The sequence below is a fragment of the Saccharopolyspora sp. CA-218241 genome, assembly GCF_050954615.1.
Classification (GTDB): Bacteria; Actinomycetota; Actinomycetes; order Mycobacteriales; family Pseudonocardiaceae; genus Saccharopolyspora; species Saccharopolyspora cebuensis.
In genome coordinates this window covers 808,985-826,384 of sequence record NZ_CP191860.1, presented here as the reverse complement: position 1 = coordinate 826,384, position 17,400 = coordinate 808,985, and the positions used below count along the sequence as shown (strand labels likewise).

Sequence of the window (17,400 nt, the reverse complement as noted above, 5' to 3'; positions counted from 1 at the left end):
CGTGTCGCCGCGGTGACGTCGTTCGGCGCTCTGGAACGGCGTCGGGTTGCCCGAGACCGGGCGACCGTGGCTCAACGGCTCCTGCGGAGCTGCCAGCGCGTGCGGCGGTGATCGGCGGCGGTGCGCCGACCGGACCGCCGGGCGCCCGGAAAGCGCCGGTCGCCGGAATCGGTGGCCGTGCCGGGCCTACCTGCGATTGGGTGAACTTCAACGGGGGGAGTTGCTTTTCCGCACAGCCGAAGGAGACGCCCAACGTGTGCCAGTTCCCCGGTGACCCGGAACGGTCCCGGATCGCCGACCAGCTGCTCGACCTCGCGACCAGGCTCGGGATGAGCGAGCCCCAGGAGTACCGCGTCCGCCGCGCCTCCGCCCCGAAGGATCCGCACGTGCACCGCATGCCGCCGACCCCTGGCTCCGCGGTGTTCACCGGACCCGTCTACGGCCCCGTCACCGTCGGTGGCGGGCACGCGCCGGAGGATCCGCTGGCCGGGCAGGTCGCCGCCGCGCTGCACCAGGTCTTGGCCCGGCTCCCCGAAGCCGGCTTGGAGACCGATGCCGCCCGGGCGGTCCGCGAGGAGGCCCAAGCCGCGCTGGAGACGACCCGGCGCGAACCCGGGCAGCGCAGGCGGCTCCGCACCGCGGTGTCCCGGGTCTGCCAGGCGCTGGTCACCGGCGCGGCCTCGGGCACCGCGAACCCCGTGGTCGCCGAGCTCACCCACCAGTTGCTGAACCTGCCCTACTGACCGCGGCGAGGTCCCCGCGGGTCAGGTCCTGCGGGGGCCTCGGGCACGGCGGTCGACGCGGCACGAGCCGGACTCCGCCGCCCACGTCCGCTCGACATGCCAGGTACAGGGGTCCATCGGATCGCCCGGCAACGGGCCGCGATCCGGTTCCGAGGGCCACGCCGCCGTCGAAGGCGACCGCCTGGAGTCCGCTGGTGCCCCCGGTCGGACTCGAACCGACACTCTGACGAGTTTAAGTCGTCTGCCTCTGCCAATTGGGCTACGGGGGCTGATGATCGTCGCGGTGGGTGGTCACCGCAGGTTCGACGCACTGACTCTGCGCTCGGTTCCCCGGATCGGGAAACCCCCGAACAGAGCAACGCGGCGGTGGGTCACCACCCGGTCGTGGCGGTCGCCGCGGCGAAGCGCTCCCGCACCGAGCGGTGCACCGCGTCACTCACCTCGGTGCCGCCTGCGCGCTCCTCGAACCACCGCCAGTCGCAGTTGACGTTGACTTCGAGGAAGTACCAGTCGTCCGCGACGCGGAGTAAGTCGAAGGCGGCGACGTGCAGCCGCCAGTGCCTGCGCAGCGCCCGGAGCTTCGCGGCGAGCGCGTCGGGGACCTCGACCGGCTCCACGGTCACCGCCTCGGGGTCGACCCAGAGCTGCGCCGGGTCGAGCTTGCGCACCCGGTAGGCGATGAGCCGGTCGTCGACGGCGAACACCCGCAGCTCGTGCTCGGCGTCGAGGTGCTCCTGCACCAGCACCGGGGCGGGCTCGCGGCCCGCACCGCTGCGCCGGACGTCCAGCGGGCGCGGGAACAGCCCGCGCAGCGCACCCGGGCGCGGCTCCAGCAGGTGCCGTCCCGCGGTCTTGACCACGCACCGGCCGCCGCCGGGACGGGACCGGCCGGGCATCGTGGTGACCACGCTGCGGGGCACCGGCAGGCCGAACGCCCGGGCGTCCCGGAGCTGCGTCATCCGGTCCAGCCCGCGCGTCGGGTTGATGTGCTCCCAGTCCGCGCGCGAGGTCAGCCAGCCGGACACCGCCGCCCACTGCTCGCGGACGTAGGCGCCGTGCGCGGTGGTCGGGTCGACCGGCAGCGCGGTGAGGTCGAAGTGCCGCTCCCACACCAGGATCGGGCGCAGCAACCAGCGGCCGAGCTCCAGCAGCGGGGCGTCGTGGTAGACGGTGAGCGCGAGGTCCAGGCAGCGGTCCGCGTCGATGCGCACCATCCGCACGTCGTGCTCGGCCAGCGCCAGCGACAGCGCGTTCATCTCCATGTCGGCCGCGCGGGCCAGCACCAGGACGCAGGGCACCGGATCACCGGGCGCGTCGGCGACGAGGTCGGCGGCGAACATCCGCTCCTGGAAGTCCAGGCCGGTGGTGGCGGACCGGTAGGCGTAGTCCTGGCCCTGCAGCAGCAGCGGCACCGGTTCCACCGCGGATCCCGCGCTGCCGACCGCGGCCATCCTCAGTCGTCCTTCTTGTGCACGTGGCGGGCGGCTTCCCCGTAGTCGGCGGCGAAGTCGGCGAGCGGTCCGTCCACGACCTCTCCGCTGCGGAGCAGTGCGACCAGCTCCTTCAACGTCAAGGGTTCCACCACTCCCCCACGCACGACTACACCTTCCGAGTGATCATCAAGAACAGTCTTCGTTCACCCACTACGGAATGTCAAGAATAGCGGCCCGCGATGTCGCCTGCATGGAGCATCGCGGAAACCGTTCGGACAAGAAGGCCGCGTGCCCACCGGGCACGCGGCTTCGTTGCGCAGCGCGGGTCAGCTCGCGGCGGCCCGTTCGAAGGCGTCGCGCGGGTTGTGGATCTGCCCCATCGACACCGCCTCCCGCTTGAACAGGAACGCCAGCGTCCAGTCGATGACGATGCGCATCTTGCGGTTGAAGGTGGGCATCCGGCTCACGTGGTAGCCGCGGTGCATGAACCAGGCGACGAAACCCTTCGCCTTGAACCCGTAGACGTCGGCGACGCCCTTGTACAGGCCCATCCCGGCGACCGAACCGGCGTAGGCGTGCCGGTACTCCTTGGTCTGCTTGCCGCGGAGCGTGGCGAGCAGGTTCTTGGCGAGCTGGTCGGCCTGGCGCACCGCGTGCTGCGCCGACGGGGCGCAGGTGGCGGTGGGGTCGTCCTCGGCCTTGGACAGGTCCGGGACCGCGGCGCAGTCACCGGCCGCCCACACCTGCGGCAGCCCTTCCACCTGGAGGTGCGCGGTGGACCGGACCCGGCCGCGCTCGTCGAGCGGCAGGTCGCTGCTCTTGAGCACCGGGTTGGCCTTGACGCCCGCGTTCCACACCAGGGTGTCGGAGTCGAACTCGGTGCCGTCGGAGAGCACGGCGTGCCCGTTCTCCACCGACTTCAGGAAGGTGTTGAGGTACACCTTGATGCCGCGCTCTTCCAGCGCCTTGACGACGTAGACGCCCATCTTCTCGCTGACCTCGGGCATCACCCGGCCGGCCGCTTCGACGAGCACCCAGGACATGTCGTCCGGGCTGATGTTGTCGTAGTAGCGCGTGGAGTAGCGGGCCATGTCCTCCAGCTCGGCCAACGCCTCGACACCGGCGAAGCCGCCGCCGACGAAGGTGAACGTCAGCAGCCGCTTGCGCAGCTCCTCGTCGTCGGTGTTGGCCGCGGCGTCCATCTTGGCCAGCACGTGGTTGCGCAGGTAGATGGCCTCGCCGACGGTCTTGAGCCCGATGCCCTGGTCAGCCAGGCCGGGGATCGGCAGCAGCCGCGACACCGAGCCGAGGGCGACGACCAGCGCGTCGTACTCCAGCGTCTCGGCCCCGGTCTGCGGGTGCTCGACCGTGACGGTCTTGTCGCTATGATTGATCTCCGTGACGGCAGCGGTGATCACATGGCACCGCTTCAACACTCGTCGCAGTGGCGCTACCACGTGGCGCGGTTCGATCGAACCCGCTGCCGCTTCCGGGAGGAAGGGCTGGTAGGTCATGTGCGGCTGAGGATCGACGACCGTGACGGAGGCTTCACGGCGACCCAGCTTCTTCTGGAGCTGCAGTGCCGTGTACATGCCGACGTAACCGCCGCCGAGGATGAGAATCCGCGTGGGATCGGATTTACCAGCCATGACTTCATGGTCGCACCACCGACCGAGCGCGCGCTGCGGCGACCCCCCTTAATGTGACGCCAGTCGCGGGTGGCGTCGATCACGGTCGACGCGGTGTGCGCGGTCGAACGCACTGCGTACGCGTCGCGCACGGCGGCCCGTGGCGAGTGACGGCTGGACGGCGTCGCCGATGATGTCGCCGACGGTGTCACGGGTGGCTGGTGCCGCCACACTATCGAATAGCGTCAAGTCGCGCCCGCCCCAGTTGCGATCTTCGTTGTGACCTCGACCTCCGCCGATCACGACCGCGGTGGTGCGACCTCCCAGCCCGGTTCGACGTCGACCAGGTCGGCCTCCTCCTCGGCCGGATCGTCGCCCGCCTGCCCGAGCAGCACCGGGAAGCGTTCCGCGCGGTAGCGGGCGTGCGCGAGCGCGGAGCTCCACCGGGTCAGCACCAGGAACTCGGCCGAGCGCCGCGCGACGACACCACCGAGCAGTCCCGGCGCCACCGCGGTGCCCGGCACCCACACCGCATCCAGCACCGCCGCGGCGCGCTCGGCCCGCTCCGGCGCCACCCGGCGGTGCCGCAGGTGCGCCGCACCGGCACCGGAGGTGTCCGGCAGCGGGCTCCCGATGTCGGCGCGCCGCTCGAACAGCAGCACCCGGCCGGGTTCCTGCCCGGCGGCGAACACCTCGCGGAAGCCCGCCGAGAACCGGTCGTGCGCGAGCCGGTCGGCCCAGAAGGAGAAGACGTGCGCGGTGCCGCGACCGCTCCACCCGCCGAACCGGCCGAGGAAGCCCGGCAGGTCCCGCAGCCCGCCCCAGGACCGCTGGCCGTGGTCGAACCCCGCCCGATCGGCGACCGCGCAGCGCTCCCACTCCACCAGCACCGGACCACGGTAGCGAGCCCGGACCCGCGTCGGCGGATTTCGACTTCCGCTGCGCGGAACGCCGCCTCAGTCGCCTCCGGCCCAGTAGCGCTGCATCCGAGCGGCCGCTTCGTCCTTGGTCATGCCCGCCACCTCGGCCGCGTCGAGACCGACCCGGGAGATCAGCAGTGCACGAGGTCGGCGGGCACCGCGGTCCTCGGCGGTGCGGGCGCCGCGGGAAGGCGGTGGGCGCGGCGATTGACATGCACCCTCGCGGCTGACGATCGTTTCATGCAGCCGCACGGCTGCATGAACCGATCGTCAGCGTAGGGACCATGGACGAGGTCTTCAGGGCGTTGGCCGACCCGAACCGGCGTCGGCTGCTCGACAGTCTCAACTCCCGCAACGGGCAGAGCTTGCGCGAACTGTGCGCGGGCCTGGACATGGCCCGGCAGTCGGTCAGCAAGCACCTCGCGGTGCTGGAGGAGGCCAACCTGGTCACCACGGTCCGCCGTGGCCGGGAGAAGCTGCACTACCTCAACGCCGTGCCGATCCACGCGATCGCCGATCGCTGGATGCAGCAGTACGACCGGCGGCGGGCGGAGGCGCTCGCCGACCTCAGACGAGCATTGGAGTCGGCACCGATGGGCGCCCCCGCTTACGTGTACACCACCTTCATCAAGACCAGCCCGGAGCAGCTGTGGCAGGCCCTCACCGACCCGGCGTTCACCCGCCGGTACTGGGGCGTCACCTTCGAGACCGACTGGCGCCCGGGGTCGCCGATGACCTGGGAGGAAGGCGGAAGCCGCATCGTCGACCCGGAGCAGGTCGTGCTGGCGGCCGAGCCGCACCGCCTGCTCTCCTACACCTGGCACACGCCGACGCCGGAGTGGGCCGCCTCCGTCGGGATCGACGAGGAGGTCCTCGCCACGCTCGCCGCCGAGAGCCGGTCCAAGGTCACCTTCGAGATCGAACCGCTGGGCGAGATGGTCAAGCTCACCGTGACCCACGACGACTTCCCCGCGGACAGCACCATGCGGCAGATGGTCAGCACCGGCTGGCCGCACCTGCTCTCCGACCTGAAGACCCTGCTGGAGACCGGCGACACGCTGCCGCTGCTCCCGGAGGAGCCCTGGCGGAGCTGACACGCGCGGCGCTCGGGCGGGATCGCGGGACCGTCCGACCGTCAGGCCCCGGGAGAAACGAGTTCCACCCGGCAATGGTTCGTCGCCGCCCGCGCGAGCCGCGCGTCGGAGGTCACGAGCGGGATGCCGCGCGCCTCCGCGAGCGCCACGCAGGCGGCGTCGTACCCGCTGATTCCGGCGCGGAGCTGCCACATCCGGGCGAGCAGCTCGTCGAGCGGGACGTGCTCGACGCCGAGCAGCGGGAGGCGTTCGATCGCTCGGACGGCTTGCTCCTCCTTGATCTTGCTGCCGAGCGCGAGCCCGCGGACGACCGAGAACACCTCCGCCTTCCAGTGCTCCGGGGCGGCCCACTCGACATCCCTGCCCAGCACCGCCCTCGCCCGGCGCCCGCGCTCGTCCGCGTAGAGCAACACGTTCGCCAGCACCGAAGCGTCGACGACGATCACGCCACGCCACCCGCCCCGAACCGTCCGGCGCCACCATCCGGATCATCGGGCCGCGCTTGCTCCAAGAGCGCCGCGGCGTCCGGCGCATCAGCCTCGGCGCCACCACCCTCCGCGAGATCGCTTTCGATCTCCGAGAGGAGCTGCCGGTTGCGGCTGAACGCCGCCTGCCGCCGCAAGACGCCCAGCAGGAAGGCCTGCAAGGACTGCCCGCGCTCGCGCGCGTCCCGCGCGAGCGCGTCCTTGACGTCATCCGGCACGTCCCGAATCGTCAACACCGCCATGACTGCATTTTGCAGTCATACTGAATGCACAGTCAAGTCGCGTTCCATCGCCTCGCGGAAGGCGCTCGGTGTGAGCGGTCCGCCGACCGAGGCGGCCCGGCCTGTCGCGGACGGCCTGCTCACCTCAGCCCCGGCTCGCCCTCGGCGCGGGATGGACCCGGTAGTGGTAGCGGGAGAAGTCCGCGAAACCGACGCGCTCGTAGAGGGCCAGGGCGGCGGCGTTGTCGGCGACGACCTGCAACCAGGTGTGCCGCGCTCCCCGATCGGCGGCGCCCACGAGCAACGCGCGGAGCACCTCCGTCGCGTGGCCACGACGACGGGCATCGGGGCGGACCGCCATGCAGTAGATGCCCGCCCACCGGCCCACCAGCGAGACCCGACCCACGGCAGCGGGCCCGGCCTCGTCGCGCCGCAACGCGTACCACGCGGATCCACCGCCGAGGATGTCCCGGGCGACCGCCCGGGCATCGGCACCGCCGCGACCGTCCACCGCCCACCACAAGCCCAGCCAGTCCTGACCTGGCGCGTCGTGGACGTCGACAGGCGCGGGGGAAGGCGGCAACCGGCGCAGCACGTCCTCGACCGCGGCGACCCGGACCTCCGTGTCACCGCGCAGCTCGTAACCCCGGTCGGCCAGGACCTGGTCGAGTTCCGCGGGCCGTGCGGCCGGGCTGATCTGGAAGCAGGGCGGCAGGCCCTCCTCCTGGTACAGCTCCTCCACCCTGGTGATCGCGGCCGCCAGGTCGGCCGGCGCGGAGACCGGGAGGACGGAGTTCGCCCGCTGGGTCACCCCGCTGGACCGCCGGACGAGCCACCCGTCGACGGCCACCTCGGAACGGGCCCGCCAGCTCCGGTTCATGCAGTCGTCGAGTTCGCGCGCGGAGATCACCGGCAGAGGGTTACCACATCGCGCCGGCTCCTTTCCCGTGTTCCGGGACGCCGCGCAACAGCGCTGGGCCGAGTGGTGCGGTATCGCTCACGTGCTAGCATTGCTGTCAACGACTGCGTTCGAAGAGGTGGGTGGTCATCATGTCGACCTTGACGATTCGCGGGCTGGATGACGAGACGCACGCGCGGCTCCGCGTCCAAGCGGCGCAGCACGGGCGCTCCATGGAGGCCGAGGTCCGGGAGATCCTCCAAACCGCGGTAGCACCGCCCCCGCCCAGCCGTGGCCTGGGCAGTCGCATCCGCGCCCGGTTCGCGGGTCTCGGCGAACCCGAGCTCGAACTTCCCGCCCGCGGCGAACGTCCCCGTGCTGCGGACTTCGACTCGTGATCGTTCTCGACACCAACGTCCTGTCCGAGATCACCCGTCGATCGCCGGACCCCCGGGTAGTGGCGTGGCTCGACTCGCTCCCCACCGCCGAAGTCGCAACGACAGCGATCACCGCCGCCGAACTTCTGTACGGCGTGACACGACTGCCCGACGGACATCGGAAGTCATCGCTGACCGCGGCGATCCACGCGCTGATCAACGAGGACTTCCACGGACGGGTCGAGTCCTTCGACGCGCCTGCTGCCGCCGAATACGCCGCCGTGGTCATCGAACGGGAGAGGCTCGGTCGCCCCATCAGCGCCGCGGATGCTCGGATCGCCGCGATCTGCCGTGCCCGCCGGGCGGTGCTGGCCACCCGCAACATCGAGGATTTCGACGAGACCGGCATCGAACTCGTGAACCCCTGGAGCGGTTGAGCACTGCCGACCCGCGATGGTCGTGCGGCGTCAGCCGACTGACGTGCGCGGAGGCCCTCGGCGTGGACGACGTCAGGCCGAGAGCGGCTGGATGCGAGCCAGCGTGGCCGCCAGGCGGTCCTTCTCCCCGTTCCAGGTCGTATCGGGACTGCAGGTTGAGCCAGAACCGTTCGGACGTGCCGAAGAAGCGCGCCATCCGCAATGCGGTGTCAGCCGACATTCCGCGCTTCGCGAACTCGGGGACCGCTAGTGCTGGTGGTGGACGCATCGGTGCCGGCCGACGCCTTGCTCGACGACGGCCCAGCGGGAGACCGGGCCCGTGCCGGGCTCGCCGCCGATGACCGATGGGCCGCGCCCGACCACATCTTCGTCGAGGTCATGTCCGTGGTCCGCGGTCGGCTGCTGGGCCGGGAGATCGCGCTCGAACGAGCCGAAGATGCGGCAGCCGCCTTGGTCGACGTGGCGGTGGACGCGATCGGCCCCGCGCGACTCGTTCCCCGGATCGGGGAGCTGCGGAGCAACGTGTCGGCGTATGACGCTGCCCACGTGGCGGCAGCGGAGATGTGGGGATGCCCGCTGTTGACGGGGATCGCAGGCTGGCACGCGTGCGCGGGGTCCGCTGCGAGGTCCGGTCGATCTTCGACGCGTAGCGCCCGGCCACGCGCGTTCCGGGACGCCGCGCAGCATCGCCGGTGCCGGGCGGGGTTCACGGGACCGCGGTGCTGATCTCCGCGGCGAGCGCCTCGGGGCCCTCGACGTGCGCGAGATGCCCCTGGTCGACCAGGCGAACGACCTTCGCGCGGGGCATCGCCGCCGCCACGGAGTCGAACACCGTGCCGTACGGGGGAACGCCGTCGTTGCGGTCACCGAGGATGAGCGTGGTCGCTACGTCGAGGGCGGCGTACCTCTCGAAGCCGGGCTCGTGATCGTTGATCACCGCGAGTTCTTCGGCCGCGGCGGCGGCCAGCGGGCGGAGCACGGCCCACAGCTCCGAGGCGCGGAGCTCGGCGACCTCGGCCGCGGGCACCCGGGCGATGTCCACGTTCACGATCTCCAGTGCCGCGTCGAGGTCCCCGCGGCGCACGGCTTCCCGCATCGGCGCCATGGATTCGGGGCCGAACGGACGGACGACGGGTTCGTAGAGCACCAGGGCGCGCACATCGCCCCGTTCCGTGGCCGCTTCCTGCGCGATGAGGCCGCCGTAGCTGTGCCCGAACAGCACCGCGGGTTCACCGAGCGAGTCGAGCACGTGGTGGAGATCGTCGATCTCGGTGCGCAGCGAGTACCCGTCGCCGAAGGGACCGCTCGGCGCGCGACCGCGGCGGTTGACCACGACCACCGGATTGGGCAACTCGATCGCGTCGACCACCTGCTGCCAGGCATCGGCGTCGGCGAGGGCGCCGTGCACCAACACCAGCGGCGTGCCCTCCCCGGGTCGTGTCCTGGCGACCAGCTCGATGCCGTCGGGGCGTTCGAAGCGCAGCTCGTTCATGGCGATCCCTCCGGTGATCAGCTCCGCCCCAGGCCAACCCGCCTCGGCGCGGGAGTATTCCGCGCCGACGGCTCGTCACCCGTCCGCCAGCTCCTTCGCGCGTTCCAGGACGCCGCGCAGCATCGCCGGGGTGAGCCTGCCGGTGAAGGTGTTCTGCTGGCTGACGTGGTAGCAGCCGAGCAGGTGCAGGTCCGCGCCGCCGTCCTCGGCGGGCAGCGGGACGTGCGCCTCGTGCCCGAACTTCGGCCGGGGCCGGGGGACGTCCCACACCGAGGCCGCCAGCACCGGCAGCAGCGCCTGCCAGCCGAAGGCGCCGAGCACGACGATCGTCCGCAGGGTGGGCCGCATGAGGTCGAGCTCGGCGGTGAGCCAGTGGCGGCAGGTGTCGCGCTCGGTCGGCGTGGGCTTGTTCTGCGGCGGGGCGCAGCGGACCGGGGCGGTGATCCGCACGTCGCGCAGCTCCAGGTCGTCGCCGATGTGCTCGGCGACCGGGGAGGTGGCCAGCCCGACGTCGTGGAGCGCGCGGTAGAGCACCTCGCCGGAGCGGTCACCGGTGAACATCCGGCCGGTGCGGTTGGCGCCGTGCGCGGCGGGGGCCAGCCCGACGATCGCGATCCGGGCGTCGACCGGGCCGAACCCCGGCACCGGTCTCCCCCAGTACTCCTGGTCGCGGAAGGCGGCGCGCTTGGTGCGGGCCACCTCCTCCCGCCACCGGACCAGGCGGGGGCAGGCCGTGCAGCGCACCACCACCTCGTCGAGGTCGGCGATCGAGGACTGCTCCGGGGCGATCGCCGCGGGATCGCTGACCGGGTCGTGCACCAATCGGGAAAGCTCATCGCTCACCCCTCCAACCTGGCAGAGATCCACCGGCGCGGCAGTACTGTGTGGCCATGGCAGCCAGTGCAGACAAGACCGAAGAGGCCCAGCAGGAGTCGTCCGCCGCACCGGCCGAGCCGGTGGACGACTTCGTCAGCACCCACCACACGATCGCCGCGCGCGGTGGCGAGCTCTCCTACACCGCGACCACCGGCCGGGTCGTGCTGCGCGAGGAGGTCTACACCGACGGCAAGTTCGAGGGCCACAAGCCCACCGCCGAGGTGTTCCTGACCTCCTACGTCGCCGACGCCGAACCGGGCAGCCGACCGGTCACCTTCGCCTTCAACGGCGGGCCGGGGTCGGCGAGCGTCTGGCTGCACCTGGGCGTGCTGGGACCGCGGCGGGTGGTCTCCGGTGACGCGGGCGACCTCGCCGCGCCGCCGTACGGCGTGGTGGACAACGCCGAGACGCTGCTGGAGCACAGCGACCTGGTGTTCATCGACCCGGTCTCCACCGGCTACTCCCGCGCGGTCGAGGGCGGCACGCCCGGTGAGTTCCACGGGTTCCAGGGCGATGTCGAGTCCGTCGCCGAGGTGATCCGGTTGTGGACCACCCGCAACGGGCGCTGGCTGTCGCCGAAGTACCTGGCCGGGGAGTCCTACGGCACGCTGCGGGCGGCGGCGCTGGCCGAGCACCTGCAGGGCCGGTACGGGCTCTACCTCAACGGGCTGCTGCTGATCTCCTCGGTGCTGGACCTGGGCACGGTGTTCTTCAGCGAGGGCAACGACGTCCCGTACGCGATGTACCTGCCGACCTACGCCGCCATCGCGCACCACCACGGCAAGCACGGCGACCGGCCGCTGCGCGAGGTGCTGGACGAGGCCGAGGAGTTCGCCTCCGACGACTACCCGCGCGCGCTGGCCCGCGGCGCCCGGCTCAGCGCCGAGGAGCGCGCCGAGGTGGTGCGCCGCACCGCCGCGCTGACCGGCCTGTCCGAGGACTACGTGGACCGGGCGGACCTGCGCATCGAGCACCTCCGGTACTTCACCGAGCTGCTGCGCGACCAGCGCCGCACGGTGGGCCGGATGGACGGCCGGTTCCTCGGCTGGGAGCCCGACGCGGTCGGCGAGAAGTTCACCGACGACCCCAGCATCTCCGGCATCCGGGGCGCCTACTCCAGCGCGATCAACCACTACCTGCGCGAGGAGCTGGACTACGCCAGCGACCTGCCCTACGAGCTGCTGACCAGCCGGGTGCACCCGTGGTCGTACAAGGAGTTCGAGGGCACCCGGGTCTCGGCGGTGGGCAGGCTCAGCGCCGCGATGCGCACCAACCCGCACCTGCGCATCCACGTCGGGTGCGGCTACACCGACGGCGCCACGCCGTACTTCGCCGCCGAGCACGTGCTCTCCCAGCTCCGGATCCCGGAGCAGCTCCGCGACAACATCGACGTCCGGTACTACGACGCCGGGCACATGATGTACGTCCACGAGCCGTCCCGGCTCGCCCAGTCCGCCGACCTCGCGGAGTTCATCACCGGCACCCGGCCGACGTACTGACCGCGGCGGGCGGGACCCTCGCGCGGGTTCCGCCCGCCCGGGCCTAGCGGGCCGCCGGCTCGGCAGCGGCGCGCGGGGTCAGGCGGCCGTGCGCCGCCACGATCCCGAGGACCACCAGCGCCGCGCCGACCGGTTGGTTCCAGACCAGCGGCTCACCGAGGAGCACCACGCCCAGCACCACACCGACGACCGGGGTCAGGTAGGTGACCGCCGCACCGTTGGCCGCGCCCCACGCCGTCACGACGGTGGTGTTCCAGACGTAGGCCAGGCCGGTGCCGAACGCGCCCAGCGCGACCATGCTCAGGACCACGGGGGCGCTGAGCCGGTCGACCGGCTGGTCCGCCACCCACGGCGCCGCGAGCACCATGATCAGCGCCCCGGTGAGCACCTGGACGAACGCGACGCTGGTCGCGGGGATCCTGCGGCCGGTGACGAAGCGGCGCAGGTAGGCGAACGCGAGGCCGTAGCACGCGGTGGCCCCCACGCACGCCGCCTGGGCGAGCAGGTCGTGCTGCGCGCCCAGCCCGCGCCACGGGCCGATGATCACGACCACGCCCGCGAAACCGAGGCACAGGCCGGTGAACCGGTCCCGGGTGATCCGCTCGCCGGCCACCACCAGCGCGGCGAAGGCCATCGCGAACAGCGGTGTGCCCGCGTTGTACATGCTGGCCAGGCCCGAGGGGATGTCCTGCTCCGCCCAGGCGAACAGCGTGAAGGGCACGACGCACAGCAGCATCGAGACGACCGCGAGGTGACCCCAGATCCGCGGGTCGCGCGGCAGCGGCCGGCGGGTGATCGCCACCAGCACGCCGAGGGCCAGCGCGCCGAACACCATCCGCGCCAACGTCACTTGGGTGGGTGAGAGCTGGCGCAGACCGATCTTGATGAACAGGAAGCTCGATCCCCACGCCAGCGCCAGCAGCGCGAACTGCGCGACGACCCTGGTCTGCGCCTTGCCCGATCCGGTGCCCACGCCGTCCAGTCAACGCCGCGGGCGAGGCCGCGGGCCAGCGGATTCCGGACCTCGTAGCGCGCGGGACCGGCGGGCCGCCGCTAGTCGCCGCTGCGCTGGATCGGCAGCACGTTGCGCAGTTCCGCCCAGGCCGCCTCGATGAGCAGCCGGGACGTGGTCGGGCCCTCCTCGAACCAGCCCGCGGGCTGGTCGGTGGTGGGCGCCTCGTTCGAGCAGTCCTGGACGTGATCGGCCATGTCCGTCTCCTGGGTGACCGCGGCGCAGGCACCGGGCCTGCGCGGGATGTACGACCGGATGGGCACCGGGGACTGCCCGTGCCACCGGCACCGCGGGTGCCTTGCTTACCACGGTCCGGCCCGCCTGTACAGCGCCGGACCGGCCGCACCGGTGACGCCGTTTTCGCGGGATGTCACTGTACCGCAACCTGTTTCGCGATCCGGCGGGTCGGCTCACGACCGGCGCGTCCATTCGGGTTCACCTTCTTGACCCGTTCCGGACAGCCGCCGAAGGCTGATCGTGATCACCAGGTTGGGAGGCCGACGTGTGCGATCTGCACCACAGCGACCACGAACGCACCGCCCCGGACAGCGGGCTGAACCGGCGCCAGGTCATGCAGCTGCTGGCCGCGGCGGGCGTCACCACCGGCATGGCAGCGGGCGCGGGCGCGGCGGCGGCCGAGCCGGAGCCCGGCGCACCGCGCACCGGCCTGGCCAAGGACACCCCGGCCAAGCGCACCGCGCTGTCCTGGATCGACCGCCACGCCGGCGAGGTCACCGGGCTCAACGACGAGATCTGGGAGCACGCCGAGCTCTCCCTGCGGGAGTGGAACTCCGCGCTGGCCGAGGCGGAGTTCCTGCGGCGCGCCGGGTTCGAGATCGAGTGGGGCACCGCCGGCTTCCCCACCGCGTTCACCGCGACGTTCCGCAACGGGCGCGGTCCGGCGCTGGGCTTCAGCGGGGAGTACGACGCGCTGCCCGGCCTCTCCCAGCGCGCCGGTGCGGGCACCCACGATCCGCTGGTCTACCACCACGACCCGTTCGCGCCGTCCTACGGCACCGGGCACGGCTGCGGGCACTGCGCACTCGGCGCCGCCGCCGCGGGGGCCGCCGCGGCCACCGCCGAGGGCATGCGCAGGCACCGCGTCGGCGGCACCGTCAAGTTCTTCGGCTCCACGGCCGAGGAACTGATGATCGGCAAGGCGTACGCGGTGCGCGCCGGCGTGTACGACGGGCTCGACGCGTTCCTCGACTGGCATCCCGCGGCCACCACCGCGACCGGCTGGGGGACCACCAGCGCGATGAACGCGGTGACCTTCACCTTCCTCGGCGTCGCCGGGCACGGCGGAGACCCGCTGGGCAACAAGAGCGCACTGGACGGCGCCGTCATGCTCGCCACCATGACCGAGTTCCTCCGCGAGGAGCGGCTGGCCCCCTCCGGCCGGCTGAACTACGTGATCAACCAGGGCGGGGACGCCGCGAACGTCACCCCGGAGATCGCGCAGATCTCCTTCTACGTCCGGGAGGGCAGCCCGGAGCGGGTGCGGGTGCTGCTGGACTCGGTCATCCGCTGCGCCGAGGCCGCCGCGCAGGCCAGCGGCACCACCGTGCGGCACCGGGTCACCGCGTCGGTGTGGCACAAGCTGCCCTCGCGCTCGGCGGCCGAGCTGCTGCACGAGAACATGGTCCAGCTCGGCCCACCCCGGTTCACCGACGCCGACCAGCGCTTCGCCAAGCAGGTGCAGTCCTCGCTCGGCCTGCCCGAGGTGGGCATGTTCTCCGAGATCGCCGAGCTGGTGCCGCCGAACCCGGTGTTCCTCGGCGGCGGTTCGACCGACGTCGCCGACATCAGCTGGCAGGTGCCCACGGTCAGCCTCGGCACCGCGGTAGCCCCGATCGGCGCCAAGACGCACAACTGGGCGTTCACCGCCGCCGCCGGATCGGGCCCCGGGCACGCGGCGCTGCTGGCCACGGCCCGCTACCTGTCGGCCACCGCGATCGACCTGCTCACCCAGCCGGAGCGGCTGCGGGAGCTCGGGGCGGAGTTCGCCCAGCGCACCGAGGGCACCGAGTGGCGCAGCCTGCTGCCTGACGACTACGAACCGCCGATGTACGAGCCGCCGGAGTGGTTCCTGCGCCGGACCGGCCAGAGCTGGCCGCCGGACAACATCACCTGGCCGCCGGAGCGGGTGGTCTCGAAGGAGGAGTTCGCCTCCCTCGGCCCCGCACTCCCCCGGTCGAGTGACGAGTGAGGGGCACCTTCATCCGGCGTGGTCGGATGACGGTGCCCCTCACCAGGCAACGGCAGGCGCCCCGGGCATCACGACACGAGGTGCGGGCGTTCCTCCGCGAAGTGGCAGGCCGCCGGGTGCTCGCCGTGCCGGATCTCCAGCTCCGGCGCCTGCTCGGCGCAGATGTCCTGCGCCTTCCAGCAGCGGGTGCGGAACCGGCAGCCCGAGGGCGGGTTCGCCGGGCTCGGCACGTCGCCGGTGAGCCGGATGATGTCGCGCTGGCCGCGCAGGGTCGGGTCCGGGACCGGCACCGAGGACAGCAGCGCCTGGGTGTACGGGTGCTGCGGGTGCTCGTAGATCTGCTCGTCGGTGCCGACCTCCACCATCTTGCCGAGGTACATCACCGCCACCCGGTCGGACAGGTGCCGCACCACACCCAGGTCGTGCGCGATGAAGACGTACGACAGCCCGAACTCCTGCTGCAGCTCGCCCAGCAGGTTCATCACCTGTGCCTGGATCGACACGTCGAGCGCGGAGACCGGCTCGTCGCAGACGATCACCTTGGGCTTGAGCGCCAGCGCGCGGGCGATGCCGATGCGCTGCCGCTGCCCGCCGGAGAACTGGTGCGGGTAGCGCTGGATGTGCTCGGGGTTGAGCCCGACGACCTCCAGCAGCTCCTGCACCTTGCGCCGCCGCTCGCCCTTGGGCGCCACCTCGGGGTGGATCTCGAACGGCTCGCCGACGATGTCGCCGACGGTGCGCCGCGGGTTCAGCGAGGTGTACGGGTCCTGGAGCACGATCTGCATGTCGCGCCGCAGCTTGCGCAGCTCGGCGCCGCGCAGCCCGAACATGTCCCGGCCCTCGAAGGTGGCGCTGCCGCTGGTGGGCTTCTCCAGCCGCATCAGGACCTGCGCCAGCGTCGACTTGCCGCAGCCCGATTCACCGACGACGCCGAGGGTTTCGCCCTTGTGCAGGTCGAACGAGACGCCGTCGACGGCGCGGACCTGCCCGATGGTGCGGCGGAACAGCACGCCCTGGGTCACCGGGAAGTGCTTGACGAGGTCGCGCACCTGCAGGATCGGCTCAGCCACGGGTCATCAGCTCCTCGGCGAAGTGGCACGCGCTGGCCCGGCCGAGGCCGAGCTGGCGGTAGCCCGGCACCTCCTCGCGGCAGCGCTGTTCGGCGCGCGGGCACCGGGGGTGGAACGGGCACCCCGGCGGGATCGCCATCAGGTTCGGCGGCAATCCCTTGATGGTCTCCAGCTCCTGCCCCTTGAGGTCCAGCCGCGGGATGGACCGCATCAGGCCCTCGGTGTAGGGGTGGCCGGGCTGCTGGTAGAGCGCGTAGGCGTCGGCGGCCTCCACGATCCGACCGGCGTACATCACCACGATCCGGTCGGCGACCTCGGCGACCACCCCGAGGTCGTGGGTGATGAGGATCAGGCCCATGCCGCGGTCCCGGCGCAGCTCGTCGAGCAGGTCCATGATCTGGGCCTGCACGGTGACGTCGAGCGCGGTGGTCGGCTCGTCGGCGATGAGCAGCTCCGGGTCCAGCGCCAGCGACATCGCGATCATGGCGCGCTGCCGCATCCCGCCGGAGAACTGGTGCGGGAACTCCTTCACGCGCTGCTTGGCGTTCGGGATCTTGACCTGGTCGAGCAGCTCCACGGCGCGCTTCATGGCGTCCTTGCGGGACATCCCGCGCCGGGTGCGGAGCTGCTCGGCGATCTGGAACCCGACGGTGTAGACCGGGTTCAGCGCCGAGAGGGCGTCCTGGAAGATCATCGACATCGAGTCGCCGCGCAGCTCCCGCCGCCGGTCGTCGGTGGCGGTGAGCAGGTCCTCGCCCTGGTAGCGGATCGTGCCGCCGGTGATGAACCCGGGCGGCATGTCCAGGATGCCCATCACGGTCTGCGCCGTGACGCTCTTGCCGGAGCCGGATTCGCCCAGCACCGCGAGCGTCTCCCCGGCGTCGACGTGGTAGCTCACCCCGTTGAGGACCTTGGCCACGCCGTCCCGGGTGCGGAACTCCACGTGCAGGTCCTCGACCTCGAGCAGCCGCTCCGCCGCGCCCTTGTCGTCCACAGTAGACAAAGC

At 71.9% G+C, this 17,400-nt stretch carries 20 protein-coding genes and 1 tRNA gene; 7 read left to right on the top strand and 14 right to left on the bottom strand.

Annotated elements, in window-relative coordinates; translation table 11 throughout:
• Positions 1-254 precede the first annotated feature (254 nt).
• Positions 255-743, top strand: a complete 489-nt coding sequence (locus ACQP0T_RS04160; protein ID WP_433871384.1) for a hypothetical protein — start codon at positions 255-257, stop codon at positions 741-743.
• A 192-nt stretch (positions 744-935) separates the two neighbouring features.
• Here ACQP0T_RS04160 and ACQP0T_RS04155 read toward each other — a convergent pair.
• The 5 genes from ACQP0T_RS04155 to ACQP0T_RS04135 form a co-directional block, all read right to left on the bottom strand.
• Positions 936-1,012 (bottom strand) — tRNA-Leu (locus ACQP0T_RS04155).
• A gap of 102 nt (positions 1,013-1,114) precedes the next feature.
• Positions 1,115-2,194 (bottom strand): ATP-grasp domain-containing protein, encoded by a 1,080-nt coding sequence (locus ACQP0T_RS04150; protein WP_433871383.1) that lies wholly within the window; start codon positions 2,192-2,194, stop codon positions 1,115-1,117.
• Positions 2,195-2,502: 308 nt separating this feature from the next.
• On the bottom strand, positions 2,503-3,825 hold the full coding sequence (locus ACQP0T_RS04145) for an NAD(P)/FAD-dependent oxidoreductase (protein WP_433871382.1): 1,323 nt from the start codon (positions 3,823-3,825) through the stop codon (positions 2,503-2,505).
• Between the two features lie 278 nt (positions 3,826-4,103).
• Entirely contained in the window at positions 4,104-4,694 is a 591-nt protein-coding gene (locus tag ACQP0T_RS04140) for a DUF4937 domain-containing protein (RefSeq protein ID WP_433871381.1), read from the bottom strand.
• A gap of 66 nt (positions 4,695-4,760) precedes the next feature.
• Positions 4,761-4,976 (bottom strand): hypothetical protein, encoded by a 216-nt coding sequence (locus tag ACQP0T_RS04135; protein WP_433871380.1) that lies wholly within the window; start codon positions 4,974-4,976, stop codon positions 4,761-4,763.
• 32 nt (positions 4,977-5,008) lie between these two features.
• Here ACQP0T_RS04135 and ACQP0T_RS04130 point away from each other — a divergent pair, with 32 nt between their 5' ends.
• Positions 5,009-5,818: an ArsR/SmtB family transcription factor gene (locus ACQP0T_RS04130; protein ID WP_433871379.1), complete on the top strand. Its 810-nt coding sequence runs from the start codon at positions 5,009-5,011 to the stop codon at positions 5,816-5,818.
• Positions 5,819-5,859: 41 nt separating this feature from the next.
• Here the strand turns inward: ACQP0T_RS04130 and ACQP0T_RS04125 are convergent, their stop codons facing one another.
• The 3 genes from ACQP0T_RS04125 to ACQP0T_RS04115 all read right to left on the bottom strand — a co-directional run bounded on the left by ACQP0T_RS04125 (position 5,860) and on the right by ACQP0T_RS04115 (position 7,434).
• Positions 5,860-6,264, bottom strand: coding sequence for a type II toxin-antitoxin system VapC family toxin (locus ACQP0T_RS04125; RefSeq protein ID WP_433871378.1), 405 nt, complete (start codon positions 6,262-6,264; stop codon positions 5,860-5,862).
• Entirely contained in the window at positions 6,261-6,545 is a 285-nt protein-coding gene (locus ACQP0T_RS04120) for a FitA-like ribbon-helix-helix domain-containing protein (protein WP_433871377.1), read from the bottom strand. Before ACQP0T_RS04120 ends, ACQP0T_RS04125 begins: the two co-directional genes overlap by 4 nt.
• A 124-nt stretch (positions 6,546-6,669) precedes the next feature.
• Complete coding sequence (locus ACQP0T_RS04115; protein ID WP_433871376.1) at positions 6,670-7,434, bottom strand: GNAT family N-acetyltransferase; 765 nt, start codon at positions 7,432-7,434, stop codon at positions 6,670-6,672.
• 140 nt (positions 7,435-7,574) lie between these two features.
• On the opposite strand from ACQP0T_RS04115, the gene ACQP0T_RS04110 reads away from it, so the two are divergent.
• The 3 genes from ACQP0T_RS04110 (at position 7,575) to ACQP0T_RS04100 (ending at position 8,962) form a co-directional block, all read left to right on the top strand.
• The gene (locus ACQP0T_RS04110; RefSeq protein ID WP_433871375.1) at positions 7,575-7,820 is read left to right on the top strand and encodes a FitA-like ribbon-helix-helix domain-containing protein; all 246 of its coding nucleotides are present in this window, start codon (positions 7,575-7,577) and stop codon (positions 7,818-7,820) included.
• Positions 7,817-8,236 carry a type II toxin-antitoxin system VapC family toxin gene (locus ACQP0T_RS04105; RefSeq protein ID WP_433871374.1) on the top strand — a complete coding sequence of 140 codons (420 nt, stop codon included), beginning with the start codon at positions 7,817-7,819 and terminating at the stop codon, positions 8,234-8,236. The genes ACQP0T_RS04110 and ACQP0T_RS04105 overlap by 4 nt, the downstream gene beginning before the upstream one ends.
• Positions 8,237-8,485: 249 nt before the next feature.
• Positions 8,486-8,962 carry a PIN domain-containing protein gene (locus tag ACQP0T_RS04100; RefSeq protein ID WP_433871373.1) on the top strand — a complete coding sequence of 159 codons (477 nt, stop codon included), beginning with the start codon at positions 8,486-8,488 and terminating at the stop codon, positions 8,960-8,962.
• Here ACQP0T_RS04100 and ACQP0T_RS04095 read toward each other — a convergent pair.
• Both ACQP0T_RS04095 and ACQP0T_RS04090 read right to left on the bottom strand, forming a co-directional pair.
• The gene (locus ACQP0T_RS04095) at positions 8,943-9,728 is read right to left on the bottom strand and encodes an alpha/beta fold hydrolase (protein ID WP_433871372.1); all 786 of its coding nucleotides are present in this window, start codon (positions 9,726-9,728) and stop codon (positions 8,943-8,945) included. The genes ACQP0T_RS04100 and ACQP0T_RS04095 overlap by 20 nt on opposite strands.
• Before the next feature lie 75 nt (positions 9,729-9,803).
• Complete coding sequence (locus tag ACQP0T_RS04090; protein ID WP_433873586.1) at positions 9,804-10,517, bottom strand: uracil-DNA glycosylase; 714 nt, start codon at positions 10,515-10,517, stop codon at positions 9,804-9,806.
• A 101-nt stretch (positions 10,518-10,618) separates the two neighbouring features.
• Between ACQP0T_RS04090 and ACQP0T_RS04085 the strand changes: the two genes are divergently transcribed.
• Positions 10,619-12,103 carry a S10 family peptidase gene (locus ACQP0T_RS04085; RefSeq protein ID WP_433871371.1) on the top strand — a complete coding sequence of 495 codons (1,485 nt, stop codon included), beginning with the start codon at positions 10,619-10,621 and terminating at the stop codon, positions 12,101-12,103.
• 43 nt (positions 12,104-12,146) lie between these two features.
• On the opposite strand, the gene ACQP0T_RS04080 is transcribed toward ACQP0T_RS04085, so the two are convergent.
• Both ACQP0T_RS04080 and ACQP0T_RS04075 read right to left on the bottom strand, forming a co-directional pair.
• Positions 12,147-13,076: a DMT family transporter gene (locus ACQP0T_RS04080; protein WP_433871370.1), complete on the bottom strand. Its 930-nt coding sequence runs from the start codon at positions 13,074-13,076 to the stop codon at positions 12,147-12,149.
• Positions 13,077-13,156: 80 nt separating this feature from the next.
• Positions 13,157-13,312 (bottom strand): hypothetical protein, encoded by a 156-nt coding sequence (locus tag ACQP0T_RS04075; RefSeq protein WP_345355969.1) that lies wholly within the window; start codon positions 13,310-13,312, stop codon positions 13,157-13,159.
• A 305-nt stretch (positions 13,313-13,617) separates the two neighbouring features.
• Between ACQP0T_RS04075 and ACQP0T_RS04070 the strand changes: the two genes are divergently transcribed.
• Positions 13,618-15,324, top strand: a complete 1,707-nt coding sequence (locus tag ACQP0T_RS04070; protein ID WP_433871369.1) for an amidohydrolase — start codon at positions 13,618-13,620, stop codon at positions 15,322-15,324.
• A 68-nt stretch (positions 15,325-15,392) separates the two neighbouring features.
• Here ACQP0T_RS04070 and ACQP0T_RS04065 read toward each other — a convergent pair whose 3' ends face one another.
• Positions 15,393-16,394: an ABC transporter ATP-binding protein gene (locus ACQP0T_RS04065; protein WP_433871368.1), complete on the bottom strand. Its 1,002-nt coding sequence runs from the start codon at positions 16,392-16,394 to the stop codon at positions 15,393-15,395.
• A complete protein-coding gene (locus tag ACQP0T_RS04060; RefSeq protein ID WP_433871367.1) occupies positions 16,387-17,397 on the bottom strand; it encodes an ABC transporter ATP-binding protein in 1,011 nt (336 codons plus the stop codon). The genes ACQP0T_RS04065 and ACQP0T_RS04060 overlap by 8 nt, the downstream gene beginning before the upstream one ends.
• Positions 17,398-17,400 lie beyond the last annotated feature (3 nt).

Coding starts and splice junctions, on each gene's coding strand:
- ACQP0T_RS04150 (WP_433871383.1), bottom strand. CDS start 2,194: ATGGCCGCGGTCGGCAGCGCGGGATCCGCGGTGGAACCGGTGCCGCTG.
- ACQP0T_RS04120 (WP_433871377.1), bottom strand. CDS start 6,545: ATGGCGGTGTTGACGATTCGGGACGTGCCGGATGACGTCAAGGACGCG.
- ACQP0T_RS04145 (WP_433871382.1), bottom strand. CDS start 3,825: ATGGCTGGTAAATCCGATCCCACGCGGATTCTCATCCTCGGCGGCGGT.
- ACQP0T_RS04095 (WP_433871372.1), bottom strand. CDS start 9,728: ATGAACGAGCTGCGCTTCGAACGCCCCGACGGCATCGAGCTGGTCGCC.
- ACQP0T_RS04130 (WP_433871379.1), top strand. CDS start 5,009: ATGGACGAGGTCTTCAGGGCGTTGGCCGACCCGAACCGGCGTCGGCTG.
- ACQP0T_RS04110 (WP_433871375.1), top strand. CDS start 7,575: ATGTCGACCTTGACGATTCGCGGGCTGGATGACGAGACGCACGCGCGG.
- ACQP0T_RS04085 (WP_433871371.1), top strand. CDS start 10,619: ATGGCAGCCAGTGCAGACAAGACCGAAGAGGCCCAGCAGGAGTCGTCC.
- ACQP0T_RS04075 (WP_345355969.1), bottom strand. CDS start 13,312: ATGGCCGATCACGTCCAGGACTGCTCGAACGAGGCGCCCACCACCGAC.